The organism is Xanthomonas sp. AM6, from assembly GCF_025665335.1.
GTDB lineage: Bacteria > Pseudomonadota > Gammaproteobacteria > Xanthomonadales > Xanthomonadaceae > Xanthomonas_A.
The window spans coordinates 1400110-1416913 of sequence record NZ_CP106869.1; the positions used below are offsets into that span (position 1 = coordinate 1400110).

At 61.8% G+C, this 16804-nt stretch carries 15 protein-coding genes; 7 read left to right on the forward strand and 8 right to left on the reverse strand.

The features are described from left to right. From OCJ37_RS05760 to OCJ37_RS05770, 3 genes are all read left to right on the forward strand, one after another. Complete coding sequence (locus OCJ37_RS05760; protein ID WP_263112724.1) at positions 1-408, forward strand: hypothetical protein; 408 nt, start codon at positions 1-3, stop codon at positions 406-408. A 134-nt stretch (positions 409-542) separates the two neighbouring features. Continuing rightward, a complete protein-coding gene (locus tag OCJ37_RS05765; protein WP_263112725.1) occupies positions 543-1592 on the forward strand; it encodes a glycosylasparaginase in 1050 nt (349 codons plus the stop codon). A 14-nt stretch (positions 1593-1606) separates the two neighbouring features. Beyond that, positions 1607-2326: a copper homeostasis protein CutC gene (locus OCJ37_RS05770; RefSeq protein ID WP_263113598.1), complete on the forward strand. Its 720-nt coding sequence runs from the start codon at positions 1607-1609 to the stop codon at positions 2324-2326. 937 nt (positions 2327-3263) lie between these two features. Here OCJ37_RS05770 and OCJ37_RS05775 read toward each other — a convergent pair. Further along, positions 3264-4355, reverse strand: a complete 1092-nt coding sequence (locus OCJ37_RS05775; RefSeq protein ID WP_263112726.1) for a sialidase family protein — start codon at positions 4353-4355, stop codon at positions 3264-3266. Positions 4356-4474: 119 nt separating this feature from the next. Between OCJ37_RS05775 and OCJ37_RS05780 the strand changes: the two genes are divergently transcribed. Next, on the forward strand, positions 4475-4780 hold the full coding sequence (locus OCJ37_RS05780; protein WP_263112727.1) for a hypothetical protein: 306 nt from the start codon (positions 4475-4477) through the stop codon (positions 4778-4780). An 89-nt stretch (positions 4781-4869) separates the two neighbouring features. Here the strand turns inward: OCJ37_RS05780 and OCJ37_RS05785 are convergent, their stop codons facing one another. The 4 genes from OCJ37_RS05785 to OCJ37_RS05800 all read right to left on the reverse strand — a co-directional run bounded on the left by OCJ37_RS05785 (position 4870) and on the right by OCJ37_RS05800 (position 9096). Beyond that, on the reverse strand, positions 4870-5277 hold the full coding sequence (locus OCJ37_RS05785) for a DUF2251 domain-containing protein (RefSeq protein ID WP_263112728.1): 408 nt from the start codon (positions 5275-5277) through the stop codon (positions 4870-4872). 57 nt (positions 5278-5334) lie between these two features. Continuing rightward, entirely contained in the window at positions 5335-8064 is a 2730-nt protein-coding gene (locus OCJ37_RS05790) for a hypothetical protein (protein ID WP_263112729.1), read from the reverse strand. After that, positions 8057-8494 (reverse strand): hypothetical protein, encoded by a 438-nt coding sequence (locus OCJ37_RS05795; protein ID WP_263112730.1) that lies wholly within the window; start codon positions 8492-8494, stop codon positions 8057-8059. Before OCJ37_RS05795 ends, OCJ37_RS05790 begins: the two co-directional genes overlap by 8 nt. Positions 8495-8676: 182 nt before the next feature. Continuing rightward, on the reverse strand, positions 8677-9096 hold the full coding sequence (locus OCJ37_RS05800; RefSeq protein ID WP_263112731.1) for a hypothetical protein: 420 nt from the start codon (positions 9094-9096) through the stop codon (positions 8677-8679). 387 nt (positions 9097-9483) lie between these two features. Here OCJ37_RS05800 and OCJ37_RS05805 point away from each other — a divergent pair, with 387 nt between their 5' ends. Beyond that, positions 9484-10308: a DUF5694 domain-containing protein gene (locus OCJ37_RS05805; protein ID WP_263112732.1), complete on the forward strand. Its 825-nt coding sequence runs from the start codon at positions 9484-9486 to the stop codon at positions 10306-10308. A 257-nt stretch (positions 10309-10565) separates the two neighbouring features. Then, the gene (locus OCJ37_RS05810; protein WP_263112733.1) at positions 10566-11705 is read left to right on the forward strand and encodes an MGDG synthase family glycosyltransferase; all 1140 of its coding nucleotides are present in this window, start codon (positions 10566-10568) and stop codon (positions 11703-11705) included. A gap of 720 nt (positions 11706-12425) precedes the next feature. Here OCJ37_RS05810 and OCJ37_RS05815 read toward each other — a convergent pair. Continuing rightward, positions 12426-13058 carry a hypothetical protein gene (locus OCJ37_RS05815; RefSeq protein ID WP_263112734.1) on the reverse strand — a complete coding sequence of 211 codons (633 nt, stop codon included), beginning with the start codon at positions 13056-13058 and terminating at the stop codon, positions 12426-12428. 417 nt (positions 13059-13475) lie between these two features. After that, positions 13476-13862 carry a winged helix-turn-helix transcriptional regulator gene (locus OCJ37_RS05820; protein WP_263112735.1) on the reverse strand — a complete coding sequence of 129 codons (387 nt, stop codon included), beginning with the start codon at positions 13860-13862 and terminating at the stop codon, positions 13476-13478. Between the two features lie 149 nt (positions 13863-14011). Between OCJ37_RS05820 and OCJ37_RS05825 the strand changes: the two genes are divergently transcribed. Further along, the gene (locus OCJ37_RS05825) at positions 14012-15019 is read left to right on the forward strand and encodes a zinc-dependent alcohol dehydrogenase family protein (protein ID WP_263112736.1); all 1008 of its coding nucleotides are present in this window, start codon (positions 14012-14014) and stop codon (positions 15017-15019) included. A gap of 578 nt (positions 15020-15597) precedes the next feature. Here OCJ37_RS05825 and OCJ37_RS05830 read toward each other — a convergent pair. Further along, on the reverse strand, positions 15598-16494 hold the full coding sequence (locus tag OCJ37_RS05830; protein ID WP_263112737.1) for a WD40/YVTN/BNR-like repeat-containing protein: 897 nt from the start codon (positions 16492-16494) through the stop codon (positions 15598-15600). Between the last annotated feature and the right edge of the window lie 310 nt (positions 16495-16804).

Genomic DNA, 16804 nt, shown 5'->3' on the forward strand with positions numbered 1-16804 from the left:
ATGTTGCGTTTTTTTGCATTAGGAGTTGCTTTTCTATCCTGGGTGATTTTTGATTGGTATTTTTTTCGCATTATTGAGAGATGGCTTTTCCCTATGGGAGGGGTTTTAGATGTGCTATCATTTATTATTCCAATCATAGCATTTAGGTTTATTTATGGATTTATTGCTGGAGTGTTTTTTACTTTAGTCATATTCAGGTTGAAGATTTTTAGTGCGCGATGGATTTTATTTTATTTTTTGATTTTGTACTTCTTGGGAAAATTCTTTTTTACGGAAATATGGTTTGCCCATGATCTAATTTCTCGTGCTCTTGTTGCTGGGCCGTATATAATTTTCTTTGCTGGTTACCTTGTTGCAGGTCCAGTTTTTCGTAATTTCTTTAATGGAGCTCAAAAAAATATCGGATAGCTTTGCCTTTGCCTCTATTCGCTGATTGATGCTTTTACTGCCGTGGCATTCAGATTAATCTCTCTCTCGCATCATGCAAGGCCAACCTAGCGCGCTTTGCGCTACGTCATCCTTCCCAGCGCCGGAGCCACCCCATGCACGAACGCCGCCATTTCCTGAAGACCGCCGCCTTTGGCGCCATTGCCACCGGCTTGGCCGCCGCGTTGCCGCGCGCGTGGGCGACCGACAAAGGCGGCGTCCCACCACTGCCACGCGGCGCAGCGCGGGTGATCTCGACCTGGGACTTCGGGATCGCGGCTAACCAGGCGGCGTGGCAAGTGCTGTCGCGCGGTGGCGCGGCGTTGGATGCGGTGGAGGCCGGGGTGAAGGTGCCGGAGGCCGACCCGAACAATCCCACCGTCGGGCTCGGCGGCTATCCCGATCGCGATGGGCGGGTCACGCTGGACGCCTGCATCATGGATCACACCGGCGGCTGCGGGTCGGTGGCGGCGCTGGAAGATATCGTGCATGCGATCTCGGTGGCGCGGCGGGTGATGGAGAAGACGCCGCACGTGATGCTGGTCGGCGACGGGGCGCTGCAGTTCGCGCTGGCGCAGGGCTTCGAGCGCACCAACCTGCTCACGCCGTCGTCGGAGAAGGCGTGGAAGGAGTGGCTGAAGACCTCCAAGTACGCGCCGGAAGCGAACATCGAGAACCGTGCCTACCAGAAGGGCACGCTGCCCGGCGGCAAGGACAACCACGACACCATCGGCATGCTGGCGCTGGACGCGCACGGCAATCTGTCCGGGGCCTGCACCACCAGCGGCATGGCGTGGAAGATGCACGGCCGGGTCGGCGACAGTCCGATCATCGGCGCCGGGTTGTATGTCGACAACGAGGTCGGCGGTGCCACGTCCACCGGCGTCGGCGAGGAGGTGATCCGCAACGTCGGCAGTTTCGCGGTGGTGGAGATGATGCGCCAGGGCAAGAGCCCGGCCGAGGCCTGTCGCGAGGTGGTGATGCGCATCGTGCGGCGCAAGCCGCAACTGACCCGCGACCTGCAGGTCGGGTTCCTGGCGATGAACAAGCGTGGCGAGGTCGGTGCGTTCGCGATCCAGCCTGGTTTCAGTTATGCGGTCTGCGATGCGCAGCGGCAGGATCTGCTACTGCCCGGGCAGAGCCATTTCGCGGCGCCGGCCGCATGAGCGAGGTGGTGAAGATGGGACTGGAGGTGGCCGCCGATTCGATCGGCTCGGCGCTGGCGGCGCAGGCTGGCGGGGCGATGCGGGTGGAATTGTGCGGCGGCCTGGACGGTGGCGGGCTGACGCCGTCGTTCGGCACGCTGGCGGTGTTGCGCGATCGATTGACCATTCCGCTGTACGTGCTGATCCGTCCGCGGGTCGGCGATTTCGTGTTCGACGAGGCGGAAGTGGAGGCAATGCGTCGCGATGTGGAGCAGTGCGTGCGGCTGGGCTGCGACGGGGTGGTGCTGGGTGCGCTGGATCCGGCCGGCGAGGTCGACATGGCGACGATGCGGGTGCTGATCGCGGCGGCTGGATCGCTTGGCGTCACGTTCCATCGCGCCATCGACGTCAGCGCCGATCCGCGGCGTGCGCTGGAGGATGCGATTGCGCTGGGGTGCGAGCGAGTGCTGACGTCCGGCGCGCGCGAGACGGCGGAGGAGGGCGCGGCGCTGATCGCGGAGCTGGTGCAGCAGGCGGGCGCGCGCTTGAGCGTGATGCCGGGGTCGGGGGTGACCGAGACCAATCTGGCGCGGTTGCGTGCGCTGACCGGTGCGCGCGAGTTCCATGGGTCGGCGCGCGGGCCGCTGGCCTCGCGCGCCTTGGCGCCGCATCCGCATGTGCGCAGCCTGGGCGGCGATCGCATGCAGACCGATGTGGAGCGGGTGCGGCGGATGGTGGCGTTGTTGGCGGAGTAGTGGGTGGTGTGGCGATTGGTTGTGAAGCGATTCGTCCGGTGGTGTGGGGCGTGATCGTGGTTGCTGTCGATGGTGTTGGTCGCAGTGGTAGGTGTGGGGTGTAGCGGCACCTGTAGGGGGGCTTTAGCCTCGGCACTGTCCGAAGCCGTCAGGTTCACCGCGTCGCTTGTCGCGACTGAAGTCGCTCCTACAGGGGGTTTTGGTTGGCTGATTGGGACGTCCTGTCACGGGGCTCCAGCCTGGTATCGGTGTGGACAGCTTGCGGTCGCGGTGTGTCTATCGCTTCGCTTGTCGCGGCTGAAGCCGCTCCTACAGGGGGCGCGGTTAGCTGGTTGAGTGCAGTGAGGAGAGTGTCAGTTCTGGCTGTGCCCGAAGCCGTTGGGGCGCTGCTCCGTTCGTCGCGACTGAAGTCGCTCCCACAAGGGGGTGCGGCTAGCTGGCTGGGGGCACTGTGGGAGGGGCTTCAGCCCCGACGCGCTGCTGCTGCAGCGCGTGCGGGCGCTTGCTGCGATGCTGTCCGAAGCCGTCAGGTTCACCGCTTCGCTTGTCGCGGCTGAAGCCGCTCCTACAGGGGGGCGGCTAGCTGGTTGAGTGCAGTGAGGAGAGTGTCGGTTCTGGCTGTGCCCGAAGCCGTTGGGGCGCTGCTCCGTTCGTCGCGACTGAAGTCGCTCCCACAGGGGTTTGCGGCTAGCTGGCTGGGTGCACTGTGGGAGGGGCTTCAGCCCCGACGCGCTGCTGCTGTAGCGCATGCGGGCGCTTGCTGCGATGCTGTCCGAAGTCGTCAGGTTCATCGCTTCGTTCGTCGCGGCTGAAGCCGCTCCTACAGAGGGTGAATCTGCGGGATCTCGCGGCGTTCAATGTTGTCTGCAGCACGATTTCCGTCTGGCGAGGCGCAATGTGGCTTCGCGCAGCGAGCGCCTCATGCCGGCGCGCGATCTCATTCCTTGCCGCCAGACTCCACCGCCGCAGCACGCAACCGCTTCGGATCCAGCACCACATGCTTGATGCGTGTGCGCTTCCAGGTGTAGCTGATGTGCACCAGCCCGTCGCGGGTCTGGATCACGGCTGGATAGGAGTACTCGTCCTTGGCACTGTCTTCCAGGGTCAGTACGCGGGTCCAGTGGGTGCCGTCGTCGGACAGGGCCACCGCCAGGGTGCCGCGGCCGTCCCACCAGTCCTTGCCGGCTTCGGTGGGGTTGTAGACCAGGAGCGAGCGGCCGTCGGCCAGCACTACGGCGTCGGTGCCGGAGTTGGGGTTGGCCAAGTCGAGCAGAGTCATCGGTTCCCAGCTGCGGCCGTGGTCGCGCGACCAGGTGCTGAACACGTGGTTCTGCTGGCTGCGGCCGATCGCCTGCAGGCGGCCGTCGGCATGCACCAGCACGCTGGGCTGGATCGCGCCGATCCGCGTGGGGTCGTTCAATGCGGGGCCGCGGGTCCAGTGCGCGCCGTCGTCGTCGGACCACTCCATGTGCGCGACCCAACCCGCGTCCTCGCTGCTGCTGGGGCTGAGGATGCGCCCCGTCGCCAGATGCACCGGCTTGTTCTTGATCGGGCCGAGGATGCCGTCGGGCAGGCGCACGGGCGCGGACCAGTGCGCGCCGCCATCGGTGGAGGTGATCTGCATGCCCCACCAACGCTTCGGGTCGGGGCCTACTTTGTAGAACAGCCGCAGCGGCCCCTGCGCGGGCTGGAACAGCACCGGATTCCACGCCGGCAGCGGCGCGCCCTGCGGCTGCGCGCCGTCGGCCACGCGCTGCGCCGGCTGCCAGCCGCGGGCATCGCGGCGTGCGACCCAGATGCCGACGTCGTCGGCGCCTTCGTGGCGCCCGCCGAACCACGCGGCGAGCAGGCCGTCGCGGGTTTCCACCAGGGTCGAGGCGTGACATTGCGCGGTCGGCGCGTCGGCGTTGACGAATTCGCTGTAGACGATCGGCGAGGGCGGGGTGGACGACGGCGCGGTCGGCGCGGGGGCGGCGATCACGCGTACGGCGAACAGCGACAGCAGCGGGAGCAGCAAGGAACGCAGCATGGTGGTCCGGTCCTGTGCCGGTCTGGAAGATACCTATCTATCATCACTTAAATACCACATGCCGTGGTGCCGGTGGCAAACGGCTGCCCGGCGACCGCGGGGACCTAACCGCGATGGCGGTGGAATGGATCAACGACGGCCAGCTGGTGCAGAAGTACGCGGTGGAAGTGTTCCGCGACGGCGCCCGGGTCAAGATGGCGGAGGCGCAGGCGGTCAGGCGCATGATGATCGATCACTTCCAGGCGGTCACCGACTCGCGCGTGCGCCTGAACACCTGTCAAGCGCCGATGCCGCGCATATCCGCGAGTTCCAGCCGTTCGACGTGGGCGCTGCCGCGGCGCGCTGGAACTCGCCGGTTGCGACATGCACAGCTGCGTCCGGGTATCTGGACGCTGCTTTTTTGCATGGTGATGGCGCTGGTTTAGGCGCTTGGATGCGATGAGCGCGCTTGGCGCCGTTGTCCGTGCAGTGGTCCCGGTGCGTTGGTCCCCGCTCGCCGGCTACTGAACGCGCGTTACGCGAACAACTCCACGGCGGCATCGTTCCACGCATGGCCGTGCATACCCCACGGGCTGTCTTCCGCAGGCGGCGGGAACCCGGTCCGGCAGTAACCGCGCTTTGCCTCGAAATCGAACACCGCATGCGGATAGCCGTTGATCAGCAGCACCACCTTCTTGCTGTCCTGGGACCAGCCGATCTGCACTTCGGAAGGTTCTTCTTTGTCGGCGACGTCGGCAGCGTTGTAGATGTGCAGAGCGTCCTCGATGGGGTTGTCATCTGCCGACGTGTCGAGCGCATAGAAATAGCCGGTGTCGCCGTCGTCTTCGAAGACGGCAACGAAGGGCGACCGAGGCGCTTGCGCCTCGATAACCAAGGCCGTGCCGACGATCAACTCGTTTTCGGCGGTGATGGTGATGGGCATGTTCGTTCGTGCTCGGATGCTGGATAAAACGCGCCGCTGCTCGGCGCGGCTTGGTCGTCAGACGGTCGGCCCGCCACGACCAAGGCTGTCCTGATTTCGCTGCGTCGCTTCCTGCGCAAGCTGCTGCTCCTGCGATCGGTTCAGGGCCAGCGCTTGCTGCGACGTTTCCTGCAGTGGGGGAGCCGGTTCGTTGGTATTGACCGACACCCTGAATCCCGGCGTGGTTCCGGTCACCCACAGCGTGTCGCCCGCCATCCGCACGCCGCCGATCGTGCTGGCGTCCGTCATGCCTTCCTTCTTGCTCAGCAGCATGGCGTGGGCCACGTGATCGTCCGAGATCTGTGGTGGCGTATCGCTCCTGAGTTTCGCGAAAAGCGCCTGATCGTGCGGGGGAAGTTGCCCCAGAGCCGGTGTCTGCCTGTCGGTGTGCTCGGCCGCGGCCACCGTCGGTGCGCCGTTCGCCGGCAGGGAGGCATGCGGTTTGGCCTCCGCGGGCTTGGCCTCGCTCTTGATCGCCGGACTCTGGCCGTCCAGTGCCGGTTGTTGCGCCTGCTTGATCTCTTCGGCGGTCGTGATGGCCTTGGGCACCATCTTGCTTTCGGACAAAAATCCGTCGCGACCATCGTCCATCATCGTCACGATCGCGCTGTCCGGGCCTGGACGGCCGGTCTTGGGATCGGGCTGCAGCGTCAGGGAGTACGGCTTGCCGACATCCAGGCCGTCGCGGGCGTGCGTGCGGGCGACGGCGGCCGTGGCGGCGTCGATCTCCGCTTCCGTTCGCGCAATCCCGGCGCTGGCGTAGGCGCCGGCCACCATGCCGCGCATCGTCGCGGCTTTCGGCAGCGTCGGATTGGCCTGCGCTTCGGCGGCCATGGCCGCGTATTCCTGCAACCCGGCCTGCTGGCTGCGATGCACCTCGTTCAACTCGTCGCGGACGTTGCCCTGGGCCTGGTTGGTGCCGTAGAGCATGCCCGGCGTCGTCCACTCGCCATTGGCGCCACGGGTGTAGGTGTGGCCATCGGACGCCTGCAGGGAGTCCGTCTGCGCGCTGGCGTGCTTCACCGCGGCCGGCATGTTGCCGTGCTGGTGCCAGCCGAACTGGTTGTAGGCCACCTGGTAACGGCCCGCGATCGCCGCCGGCGTATTGGCCGCGTTCTGGGCAATGATCAACTTCGAGGCCTGGTCCAGCTCGGCCGCACGTTGCGGGGTGGCGATTTCGGCATGGGTGACCTTCATGCCGTGCTCGATGTACTGGTCGACGACGGTCCGCGACCAGCCATGGGTTTGCGGATCACGGACCCAGTGTCCTTCCCCGTCCAGGCTGCGGGCTTCGCCTTTGCCCGATGGGATGGAATAGGGGTTCTGCGGCTGCGACAGATTCGCCAGTCCCAGTTCGTAGGACGCGTTGGCGGACTTGTAGTTCAGTTGGTTGGCCAGCACGTCTCCGGCCACGTACCTGACCTTGCTGTAGGTGGCGCTTCCGCCTTCCGGCGATGCCGTGGTGGTCGTGGCCTTGATCTGCTGCGTCTCGGCGACCCGCGACCAGGTGCCTTTCGGATCGTTGGGGTCGCGGCTCCATTCGTTGCCGTCCCGGTCCTGCTGGGTGAAGACCCGTTTGATGTCCTCCTGCTGCGCCCATTTCTCGCCGAGGAAGGCACCGCCGACGCCACCGGCCACGCCGCCGATCGCCGACGTGACGAGCGCGCCCGGGCCGCTCGGTGAGCCACCCGCCAGGCCATAGCCGGCACCGGCCAGGAAGCCCACGGCGATGCCCCCGCCGATACCGCCGACATTGCGGCCGATGAAGTGGGTCTTGGCCGACTCGGCGCCTGTCGTATTGCCCTGCGCTTCCAGCTTCACCACCTGATGGCCGGTGGTGGAGAAGTCGTACGCCAGCGCGGCCACCGCGATCACGGTCCCGCCTTTCGCCAGCATGCCGGGGCGCAGGCCCTTGGACGCCGCCACGGCCTCACCGGTGATAGCCGCTTCTCCCACCGACGCCGCAGGCGTGCTGAATCCGGTGGGCGCACGGGTCAGGCCCGCGTTTGCCAGTTCGGCAGCGGGCGGGAACTTGGCGGCATCTGCGCCGAGGGTCGCGGCAGCCTCGCGTGAAATCGTGACCTTGGTGATCTTCGGATCAACGTTCTCGGGCGACACGAAGATGCCCTTGGGCGCCGCCTCGATGAACTGCGCCTGCACCTTGGGCAGTACGGCATCGGCGCCACCTTGGGCGTAGAGCGCTTTCAGTTCGCTTACCGGCTGCCCGCCCAGGGTTCGGACGTTGGGGTTCTCCAACACCGCAGGCAGTTCCACCTTGCCGAAGACACGCTCTACATTGGCGTTGGTGGCGACTACCTTGATGTCACCGCGCAGCGAACCCGCGAATTCGTTGGAGGCTTCGCCCCAAAGAGAGCCTTCCAGTGAAGTGGCGCTTCGAGCGGCCGCCTTCGGGTTGCCATACAGGAAGTCTGCCACGGACTTCTCGACTTGATCGAGATCTTGTCCTTGCACCGTGAATATGCGCTCAGCTGCGTCAGCGATGGCCATTTCGACATCCTTGTTGCCAAGGAACCGTGCCCGCGCAGTATTGTTGATGATAGGTTCGCCGGTCTTACTCGCGAGTTCCTTGGCAATCACCTCGGATGAAACGTCGCCGACTGGGCGACTGTAGAGAATGCCCCCTTCGCCTATGGCTTTGGCAGGATACTGGCGCGCGATCGCTTGAATTTCTTCAAGAGAAGTTGCCTTCTTTATCTGCTCGATATGCTTGGAGTAGTCGTCACTCATGGCGTACCCCGTCATCCATGACTAAGGCCCAGCCGTCCCTGAAGAAAACTTCACCCATGAAGTGGGCATTCGGATACTCGTTCAGCAGCGTGGGTCTATTCGAAAAATGTGTGCCAGCATTGATCAGCCGAACGATTAGTGTCTGAACAGCGTGGATCTCTGCTGTCGTGAAGACTCGGCATGCGCCTGGCATGGGCATGCCGATGTCACCGTCACGGCCGTAGCCAAATGAGACGACTTCAATGTTGTAGTCATTGTGATTCGGCAGAAAGGCTCTTCTAATTTCGCCGAAGTAATCTTCGCCATCCACCTCGACGGCGAACGTCTCATGACGTTGTTCATCCATGATGCCGCGCACGCCGCCTGAAAACCTGGCGCGTCCCTCTGGGAACTGCAGCCAATCGAAAGTGGGGTGGTTGGATAGGTCCATGCTTAGTCTTCCATGTTGGATCATCGGAAATACAACCCCGCAAGCGGGCTTCCAGTTGCCAGGTCCGGTCAGGCGATTCGCCTGAAGATCGACCTGCGAGCCCTACTCTACGACTCCGGGATAGCTTCTGCCATCACAGAGGGGATTTCAAGAAAGACCCCATGGTTGTGAACGGAAGTGGTTCAAACATCCGCGACCAAAGCCCAGCCATCCTTGAAGCTGACCTGGCCCATGAAGTGGGCATTTGGGTATTCCGTCAATACAGACGGTCTATCCGAAAATTGAGTGCCAGCAGCGATCAGTTGAACAGCCAGTGCCTGAATGGTGTCGATCTGAGCTGGCGAGAAGATCTGGCATCCATCAGGCATCGGCATGCCGAGATATTCTTCGCTACCGTAGCCGAAGCAGACCACTTCAATGTTGTAGTCATTGTTGTTGGGCAAGAAGGCTGTTTGGATTTCTCCAAAGAACTCGTTGCCATCTACCTCGACAGCGAACGTCTCGTGCCCAAGCTCGTCAACGCCTCGCACCAAGCCCGAAAATCTGGCGCGCCCCTCTGGGAATTTCAGCCAATCGAAGGTGCGGTGGTCCTGCAAGTCCATGCTCATTGCTTCCTGTCAGGCAATCGGATTCCGACGTCGTGCACCCGATTGTCCAGCAGCGATGCCAGGTCGTGCAATCTTGGGGGGGGGGCGGCAGAGTGCATTGCGTGCTCTGGCCCCGGTGTTCCTCGGACTACGAGCGTACCGGCATCGGCCTTAGCCGCGGCGAGTAAGTGTCCTGTGGCCATGCGGATGCGCTTTGCGGATAGCAGCAGGCAAAGCGCTGAGTCCTTTGGACGTGATAGCAGAAGCAGCAGCACAATGGCGAGAGCGTGTGCCGGCTGTTTGTTTGCCCAAGCCGGCGATCGGCGACCCCTATGCCCAACGCTCGAACGAGTGCTCTAATGCCGGAGCCGCCATCGGCTTTACCGTCCTGGAGCAAACACCTTGAACGCCCGTCGATTTCTTGTCGCCGCGTTGTCCGCTTGCCTGACCACGTTGCCCGGGCTCGCGGCCGCCGCGACGCAGACGTCCGTCGCTCCGGCGAACGTGATGATGTTTGGCTCGTTCCACTTCGAGAATCCGGGGCGAGACATGGTGAAGTTCAAGGTCTCCGACGTGATGTCGAAAGACAATCAGGCCTACCTCGCGGGCCTTGCCGCGCGGCTCGCCGCGTTCCGACCCACCGACGTCCTGGTGGAATGCGAGCCGTCCGAGCAGGCGAACTACGACGCAGCTTTTGCCCGCTACCGCGACGGTCAGTCGGCCCTGCCGGCTAACGAAGTCCACCAAATCGGCTTCCGCGTCGCCAAAGCCTCGGGGATTGCGGGAGTAACGTGCTTCGACGAGGGCCAGATCGGCTGGGAAGCCGATCCGATGTTCGATTACATCAAGGCGAACGACCCGGCAATGCAGGCGACGATGGATGCCACGTTCAAGACGCTTTCCGCGCGCGCCGACCGCGAGCAATCGACGCTGCCGCTGGCCGAACTGCTGCGCCTGACCAACGATCCCGCCCGCGACCGGGAAAACAAGAATCTCTACATCAGCACCAATGCCGTGGATGCCGGTGGCAGCTTTGCCGGTGCCGACGCTGCGGCCAGTTGGTGGCACCGCAACTTCCGCATGTATGCCAACGTGCAGAAGGTCGCTCAACCCGGCCACCGCGTGCTGGTGATTGCTGGATCCGGCCACACGGCGATCCTCAAGGACCTGTTGGCGATCGACATGCAGCGCACTGCCGAGGACGTGAGCGGGTATCTGGCGCCGTAAGTCGACCTGACGTTAAGGGCAACAGCGGGACTCGGCGGTGGGGCGGAGGAAATATGCGATTTAAATTGATATTTCCTCTGGCCCGTTGTTAGCGATCCCTATCGGTGCGGTAACCGTGAGGATGCACCATGCGAGTGCTTTTTCAGACAAAAGCCGTCGCACAATGTTGATTGATAAGAACTAAGGCTGGGAAACGTCAGGATCTGTGCCCCGTCTCCCAGTTTCATACCCGACACCGACCACGCCGACCTCCAGCCATGACCAAAGTTCTGATCCTCAGTGTAAGCGCCGGCAATGGCCACGTGCGCGCAGCACAGGCGCTTGTTGCCGCCGCACACTCTTTCGCTCCCTCGTGCACGGCTGTACATATCGACACCATGGCCCATGTGTCAGGGGCATTCCGCAGGATCTACACCGATTGGTACATCCAACTCGTGAATCGCGCGCCCGAACTCTGGTCGTATCTGCATCAGCGTAGCGATGTCACGCCGCACCACGCGGCGTCGCAGCGCTTGCGCCGCGGCATCGAGCGACTGAGCACCGGCGCGCTGCTGCGCGAGATTCGAAACGCGAAGCCCGATGCTGTGATTTGCACCCACTTCCTGCCGGCCGAGTTGCTGATGCGCGAACGCAGAAACGCTCGTCTCGACTACCCCGTCTGGTTGCAGATCACCGACTACGACCTGCACAACATGTGGCTCGTTCCCGAGATGACCGGCTACCTGGCGGCGAACGAAGAGGTCGCATTCCGGCTTCGCGCACGCGGCATTCCGGCCGACCGTGTGCACGTCACAGGAATTCCGGTGATGCCGGCATTCTCGAAGCCCGACGCACCGACGCTGGAGCGCGACGCTTGCGCGGCAGCCCTGGGTCTGGATCCATCGCGCTCCACGCTTCTGATGGCGTCAGGCGGCGCTGGCGTTGGCGATCTTGCGAGCATGGTCGAACGTGCCCTGGGCATGGCAAGCGATTTCCAGGTAATCGCCGTGGCGGGTCGCAATGCCGAAACATACGCCAGACTCGCGGCGCTGGCGCTTCGCCATCCGGGCCGGATGATTGCTGTGGGCTTCACCGACGAGATGCACAAGCTCATGGCAGCTGCCGATCTGGTCGTCACTAAGCCCGGCGGCCTCACCGTGTCCGAATGCCTGGCGCTGGGCAAGCCGATGCTGCTGATCTCGCCGATCCCTGGCCAAGAAGAACACAACGCAGGCTTCCTGATGGAAGAGGGCGCAGCATGGCTGGCCTACGATGCAATTGGCCTTGACTACAAGGTCGAACGACTGATGGCCGATCGGGCGAAATTGCGAACCATGTCCGCTCGCAGCCTTGCGCTCGGCAAGCCCCAGGCCGCAGCGACGGTGCTTCAACGTGTGCTGCAGAGCATGCCCGCATGATGCGAGCCGCAGATAGAGCGCCCATCCGTCGCACACTGGTCCACCTGGCCTGGGTGCTTGTGATGGCGTTCTATCGAGCTGACATGTAGCGGGTTTGGCTTGAATGAATTATTGAGCGAGCTACGTATCCAATGACACATGAGACGGACACCCATTGACGAAGTAGCAGGTAAAGATATGCCCGGAATTGTCGGTTAGACACTCAAAGGAGATGTCCCAGGGTTGAGTCTCAACTCCATGGAGCGGGACGCCTACGCCGCAGAGTCTAAGCGCCGAGCGCCATTGTGCCGGAAAGGGCCTTCCGAAGAACTGCTCATGCCTGGGGACAATTAGCTCAGCTACCTGTGAAAAGGCCATGTCGGGGTCGAGAGTAATTTTTTTGAAGAATTCCGCCTGCGGCTCTGTAGGAGGGGTGGTATCCAGAGAGTCGATTGATACTGAAATGTCATCGTCTTCGTATGCGTCATGCATCCAGTAAAAGCCTTTCTTGCCTCTTTTTTCTAGGATGATAAGTCCGAAGATAGGATGGTCGAGCCTGATGGGTGTATGCCAAAGAAAGTCTAGAAGTGACATGAGCGCTTAACGTCTGAGCTGATTTGGTCTGTCTGGCACGAAAAAATATATGCTGCGACATTGCAGGGGGGAGGGCTGTCGGTGTCGTACAGCATCTTAGGGGGAGGTTCACTGTTCCCCTGTTTTCCTAGTGAGAGATCGGCTTCTTTAATATCCAAGAGTTATTGCGACATTGTATGCTGCGTAACCACCGACGAGATAGCTAATTATGAACGATAGAGATTTTATTCTTCCAATATGAGTCCAAAGTATTCCGGCTATGTTGAGCATGGCAAATAAATTTCCAAAATGGAGGGCTGCTGCTAGAGCGCCGAGTGCCAGCAAGCTCTCCGGAATATGCTGTGCGGGCGGGAATATCATTAGGAATTGAAAGCCAAGCAGGGCGCCGACCGAGATTCTGGGTAAGGAGAATATTGTCTGTGAAGCAAACCTGCTGGGCCAGTCGCCATCGGCTTTGGCGAGAAAAAATGGATTCAAGAGGCTTGCATCTTCAGTTAGTGTTGCAATCGGCTTGCTTGGTTCGCGGCTGACTTTGATTTTTTTATCGATGAGCAACGCGAGGCGGCATACGTGCCACATCAATAGTCCATTGAACATGAATAATAGATAGACGCCTGCTATTCTCGGAAGCTTTGCGCCTGCTAGGGGAATGTCTTCGGAAACAACAGTGGCAGCAGCAATGAGCGTAAGCAAAATTGGCAGTGGAATCGTCAATGTCTTGATGAACGAATCAAGCAGGTTCTTGAGGTCGGTCTGATCTTGCGCTTTCGACGCATTCATATGTCACCTCATGGTTCGCCATTTTTACCGTTTGATCTGAAGCTGAGCCGGGGCGGCCACACTTCCCTTACGCAGGTTATCGATGTTGCCTGATGGGTAGATCGTTTGAATGCGCCGACTCTGATCCGATCCCATGGCGAGGGATTGCACGTGCGGCTGGATATCCCCGGTGTTGCTCAGCATATCGTATAGCCGGGCACCGACAGGCTGGTCATCGCCGTACAGGCTTATGTATTGGGTGACGAGCCGTGTGCGCTGGCAATGACCGCTTCCGTGTGGCCATCGAGCGGCAGCTCGGCCGTCATGTCGCACCCGCCGCGCGAATAAATGGGCTACCGAAGGTCGGGCTGACAGGTGAGGAAGTGCACTCCTGCACCTGTTTTCCCGATTTTCCTTCCTGGAAGCTCTCGCGTGGCGTCAGGGCACAATTGCCTCGCCAAGCGTGCATCCCGGAGCTTCGGCCGGCGCACGTGACATCTCGCTGGTGCGGTACGACTCGCCCCATTCGCGAAGGCTGATCAATACCGGGGCGAGGGATCTGCCAAGCGGAGTGAGCGCATATTCGACCTTGGGCGGCACCTGCGGATAGACGTGCCGCACGATGACGCCGTCCTCCTCGAGCTCGCGCAACTGCAACGTCAGCATGCGCTGCGTGGCGTTCGGAATCAGGCGCGTCAGTTCCATGAAGCGCTTCTTTCCAGAGAGCAGGTGGAACAGGATCACGGGCTTCCAGACGCCGCCGATCACGGAAAGCGTGACTTCGACCGCGCAGCCGCTCTTGCCGTCTAGACGTTTCAGACGCATGGTTTTTTACCTACAAAATTGATAGTACCAGTGAAAATTGTACGTACTTGCGATGTGGGAGGTACCTGCTGACAATGCCTGCAATGCGGCAGCGCTGCAAATGGTGCAGCGCCGCCCTTCGCCACCTTTCCACCAAGGATGCCGTACTCATGAAAGCCATCACCCTGCGTCAGCCCGCTGGCCTAGACAAGCTCCGCCTCGTCGATCTACCCGACCCCGGCCAACCGGGCGCCGGAGAAATCCGCGTGCGTGTGCATGCAAGCTCGCTCAACTTCCACGATCTGGGCGTGGTGACTGGCCGGATGCCCAGCGTCGACGGTCGCATCCCGATGTCCGACGGCGCCGGCGTGGTGGAGGCGGTTGGCGAAGGCGTCGACGAGTTTGCCGTAGGCGATTCGGTCGTTTCGACGTTCTTCCCAACATGGCTGGATGGCGGGCCGACCATCGCCGATTTCGCGACCGTGCCCGGCGACGGTGTCGACGGCTATGCGCGCGAATACGTCGTTCGCCCAACGCATTGGTTCACGCACGCACCGCGCGGCTACAGCCACGCCGAAGCGGCGACGCTGACGACCGCCGGGCTCACCGCGTGGCGGGCGCTGGTGGTCGATGCGCGCCTGAAGGCCGGCGACACCGTACTGGTGCTCGGCACGGGGGGCGTGTCGATCTTTGCGCTGCAGTTCGCCAAGCAGATGGGTGCCACCGTGATCGCAACGTCGTCCTCCGACGAGAAATTGGCACGTGCGCAGGCACTAGGCGCCGACTTCACGATCAACTACCGGCGCGATACCGACTGGGCGGCCAAGGTGCTCGAGTACACGAACGGCCGTGGCGTCGACAACGTGATCGAAGTGGGTGGCCCCGACACGCTGGGGCAATCCATCCAGGCCTGCCGCATCGGCGGACATATCGCCTTGATCGGCGTGCTGACCGGCATTGCCGGCCCGGTGCCGACGGTGGCGCTGATGCAACGCCACCAGACCCTGCAGGGCTTGATCGTCGGAAGCCGCAGCCACCAGCGCGACATGGTCCGCGCCATCGACGCAACCGGCATCAAGCCGGTGGTCGACCAGACATTCGCGCTGGAAGACATCGCCGATGCATTTGCGCATCAGGCGGCGGGCAAGCATTTCGGCAAGCTGTGTCTGTCGATTTGAGGTGCGCGCAGGCGTGCTCCGCCATGCGGGATCAGGAACATCGAATTCCGTGAGCGCAGCGTCTGGAATGTAATGCGGTCAGGTTCACTTAGAAGTCAACCTGACCCGTTCCTGCGGTCCCCAACGTCTGAATTAAAACGCGCCGCGCCGCGCGGCGTCGTTAGGTATAAAACTCATCCATCAGAGGAGCGGGCGTGGGCCACGGTAGTCAGTGCCCGAAGTAGGCTCAGCGCGCCATCCGACAAAACTGCCAAGTGTCACGTGCTGAAGTTGAGCGACACATCCCAGGATGGTGCCCTCCCAAGTGTCGTCCAACATCTTGGAGGAAAGTACACTCTGCCCCCAGTTTTTCACTGACTCCAGGTTTTCAAACGGTTGCCATCCGTCTCAACCTGCAGCGCCAACATGCGCTGGGCAACGAGCGCTTCCGTGCGGCCATCGAGCTGCAGCTGGCCGCCGCGTCGGGCCCGCTGCGCGAATGGGCAGGCCGCGGAAGGTCAGGCTGATAGGGGACGAAAGTGCACGCTGACCCCTGTTTTCTATCGGGGAAGGCCCATTGCCCAAAGCCAGAAAGTTGCTCAAACGATCCTCGTCCATTCAGCTCCATCGAAAGACATAAGATCGGACTCGCCATTCGACCACATGACGCCATTGCCGGCGCTCAGCTGGTAACAGGACTCTGGACGATCATCGCCGAAGTCCACAGGCTCCAGCTGCGATTCTTTCAGTCGATAGACATTCGACAGGGTGGAGACGTAAAGAGCATCGATGAACCATTCCAGATCCCAGATATCATCGGAGACTGCCGTTTGATCGATGACGCTCCACATATCCTTGCGCCCTTGCAGCAGCACACCGCGATGGCCGGCTATGTACACCGTTCCATCAGGCGCGCACTTGACCGATGTGAGCGTCACCGACGTTGGCGATTCACAAGGGTGCCAATGCTGGCCATCGAATCGCCATATCGCGCCATCCCGGCCAACTGCATAGATTTCTGCACTTGAGAAGCCATGAATCGCCTGCGCATCGAACGTTTCCGGCAAGCCATCATCGATCCGTATCCAGCGTTTTGGGCCGTCAAAGCGGTACACCATGCCCCTTAGGCCGACCGCGAAGGCCTGTCCGTCGATCGCCGCCACGCCACGAATGCCGCCCGTTCTCGGCTCTTGAGGTGCAGGTGTGCTGTCGTCGAATATGTCGCCGGTAGTGGTGCCGCTTGCCATGATGGCTGAGTAATGGCCGGTGCCAGATACGGCGATGAGTCCAAGCTCAGGCTGAGAAACAACGGCTAACGAATGGGCATCGTAGTTGGCCTCGCCTCTGGTAAAAGTGCCGTCCTTGTATTTGAACGTAATGGCGTGTGGAATCTCATCGGCTTCTTTTTTGGGGTCTGCGGCATAGATATAGCCAAGGCCGGGCAGGCGCACCACCGCAGTGCGCATGATGAGGCCATTCAACGGTGTGTCAGGCATGTGGCGCTTCCTTGAAAATAGAGGTTGTAGGGCGGTTGTACACGCTGTTGTCGCTTGCGCTGCACCGGCACGGGAGTACAGCCGCCTGCTGCGAGCCGATCTCTCGCGGGGGCCAAGATCGCGGCCGCAGGCTCAGGCGGAGCCCTTGGCCGGAGGCGCGCATATCCAGGGACGTGCGGTGGGCGCGCCGATCTTGATGGCGCCGCCACAGTGGAAGGCGGACCTTCGACCTTGGCATGGTCCAGCCCTGAACCTTGCTCGTATCGTCCATCGGCAGCGGAAGAGTTTGCATGCCGGTCAGCGGCTTGCC

What these genes read in the sequence shown, in the direction of transcription:
- OCJ37_RS05770 (WP_263113598.1), top strand. Translation starts at nt 1,607, where the DNA reads ATGGGACTGGAGGTGGCCGCCGATTCGATCGGCTCGGCGCTGGCGGCG.
- OCJ37_RS05760 (WP_263112724.1), top strand. Translation starts at nt 1, where the DNA reads ATGTTGCGTTTTTTTGCATTAGGAGTTGCTTTTCTATCCTGGGTGATT.
- OCJ37_RS05790 (WP_263112729.1), bottom strand. Translation starts at nt 8,064, where the DNA reads ATGAGTGACGACTACTCCAAGCATATCGAGCAGATAAAGAAGGCAACT.
- OCJ37_RS05785 (WP_263112728.1), bottom strand. Translation starts at nt 5,277, where the DNA reads ATGCCCATCACCATCACCGCCGAAAACGAGTTGATCGTCGGCACGGCC.
- OCJ37_RS05815 (WP_263112734.1), bottom strand. Translation starts at nt 13,058, where the DNA reads ATGAATGCGTCGAAAGCGCAAGATCAGACCGACCTCAAGAACCTGCTT.
- OCJ37_RS05765 (WP_263112725.1), top strand. Translation starts at nt 543, where the DNA reads ATGCACGAACGCCGCCATTTCCTGAAGACCGCCGCCTTTGGCGCCATT.
- OCJ37_RS05775 (WP_263112726.1), bottom strand. Translation starts at nt 4,355, where the DNA reads ATGCTGCGTTCCTTGCTGCTCCCGCTGCTGTCGCTGTTCGCCGTACGC.
- OCJ37_RS05820 (WP_263112735.1), bottom strand. Translation starts at nt 13,862, where the DNA reads ATGCGTCTGAAACGTCTAGACGGCAAGAGCGGCTGCGCGGTCGAAGTC.
- OCJ37_RS05810 (WP_263112733.1), top strand. Translation starts at nt 10,566, where the DNA reads ATGACCAAAGTTCTGATCCTCAGTGTAAGCGCCGGCAATGGCCACGTG.
- OCJ37_RS05795 (WP_263112730.1), bottom strand. Translation starts at nt 8,494, where the DNA reads ATGGACCTATCCAACCACCCCACTTTCGATTGGCTGCAGTTCCCAGAG.
- OCJ37_RS05825 (WP_263112736.1), top strand. Translation starts at nt 14,012, where the DNA reads ATGAAAGCCATCACCCTGCGTCAGCCCGCTGGCCTAGACAAGCTCCGC.
- OCJ37_RS05830 (WP_263112737.1), bottom strand. Translation starts at nt 16,494, where the DNA reads ATGCCTGACACACCGTTGAATGGCCTCATCATGCGCACTGCGGTGGTG.
- OCJ37_RS05800 (WP_263112731.1), bottom strand. Translation starts at nt 9,096, where the DNA reads ATGGACTTGCAGGACCACCGCACCTTCGATTGGCTGAAATTCCCAGAG.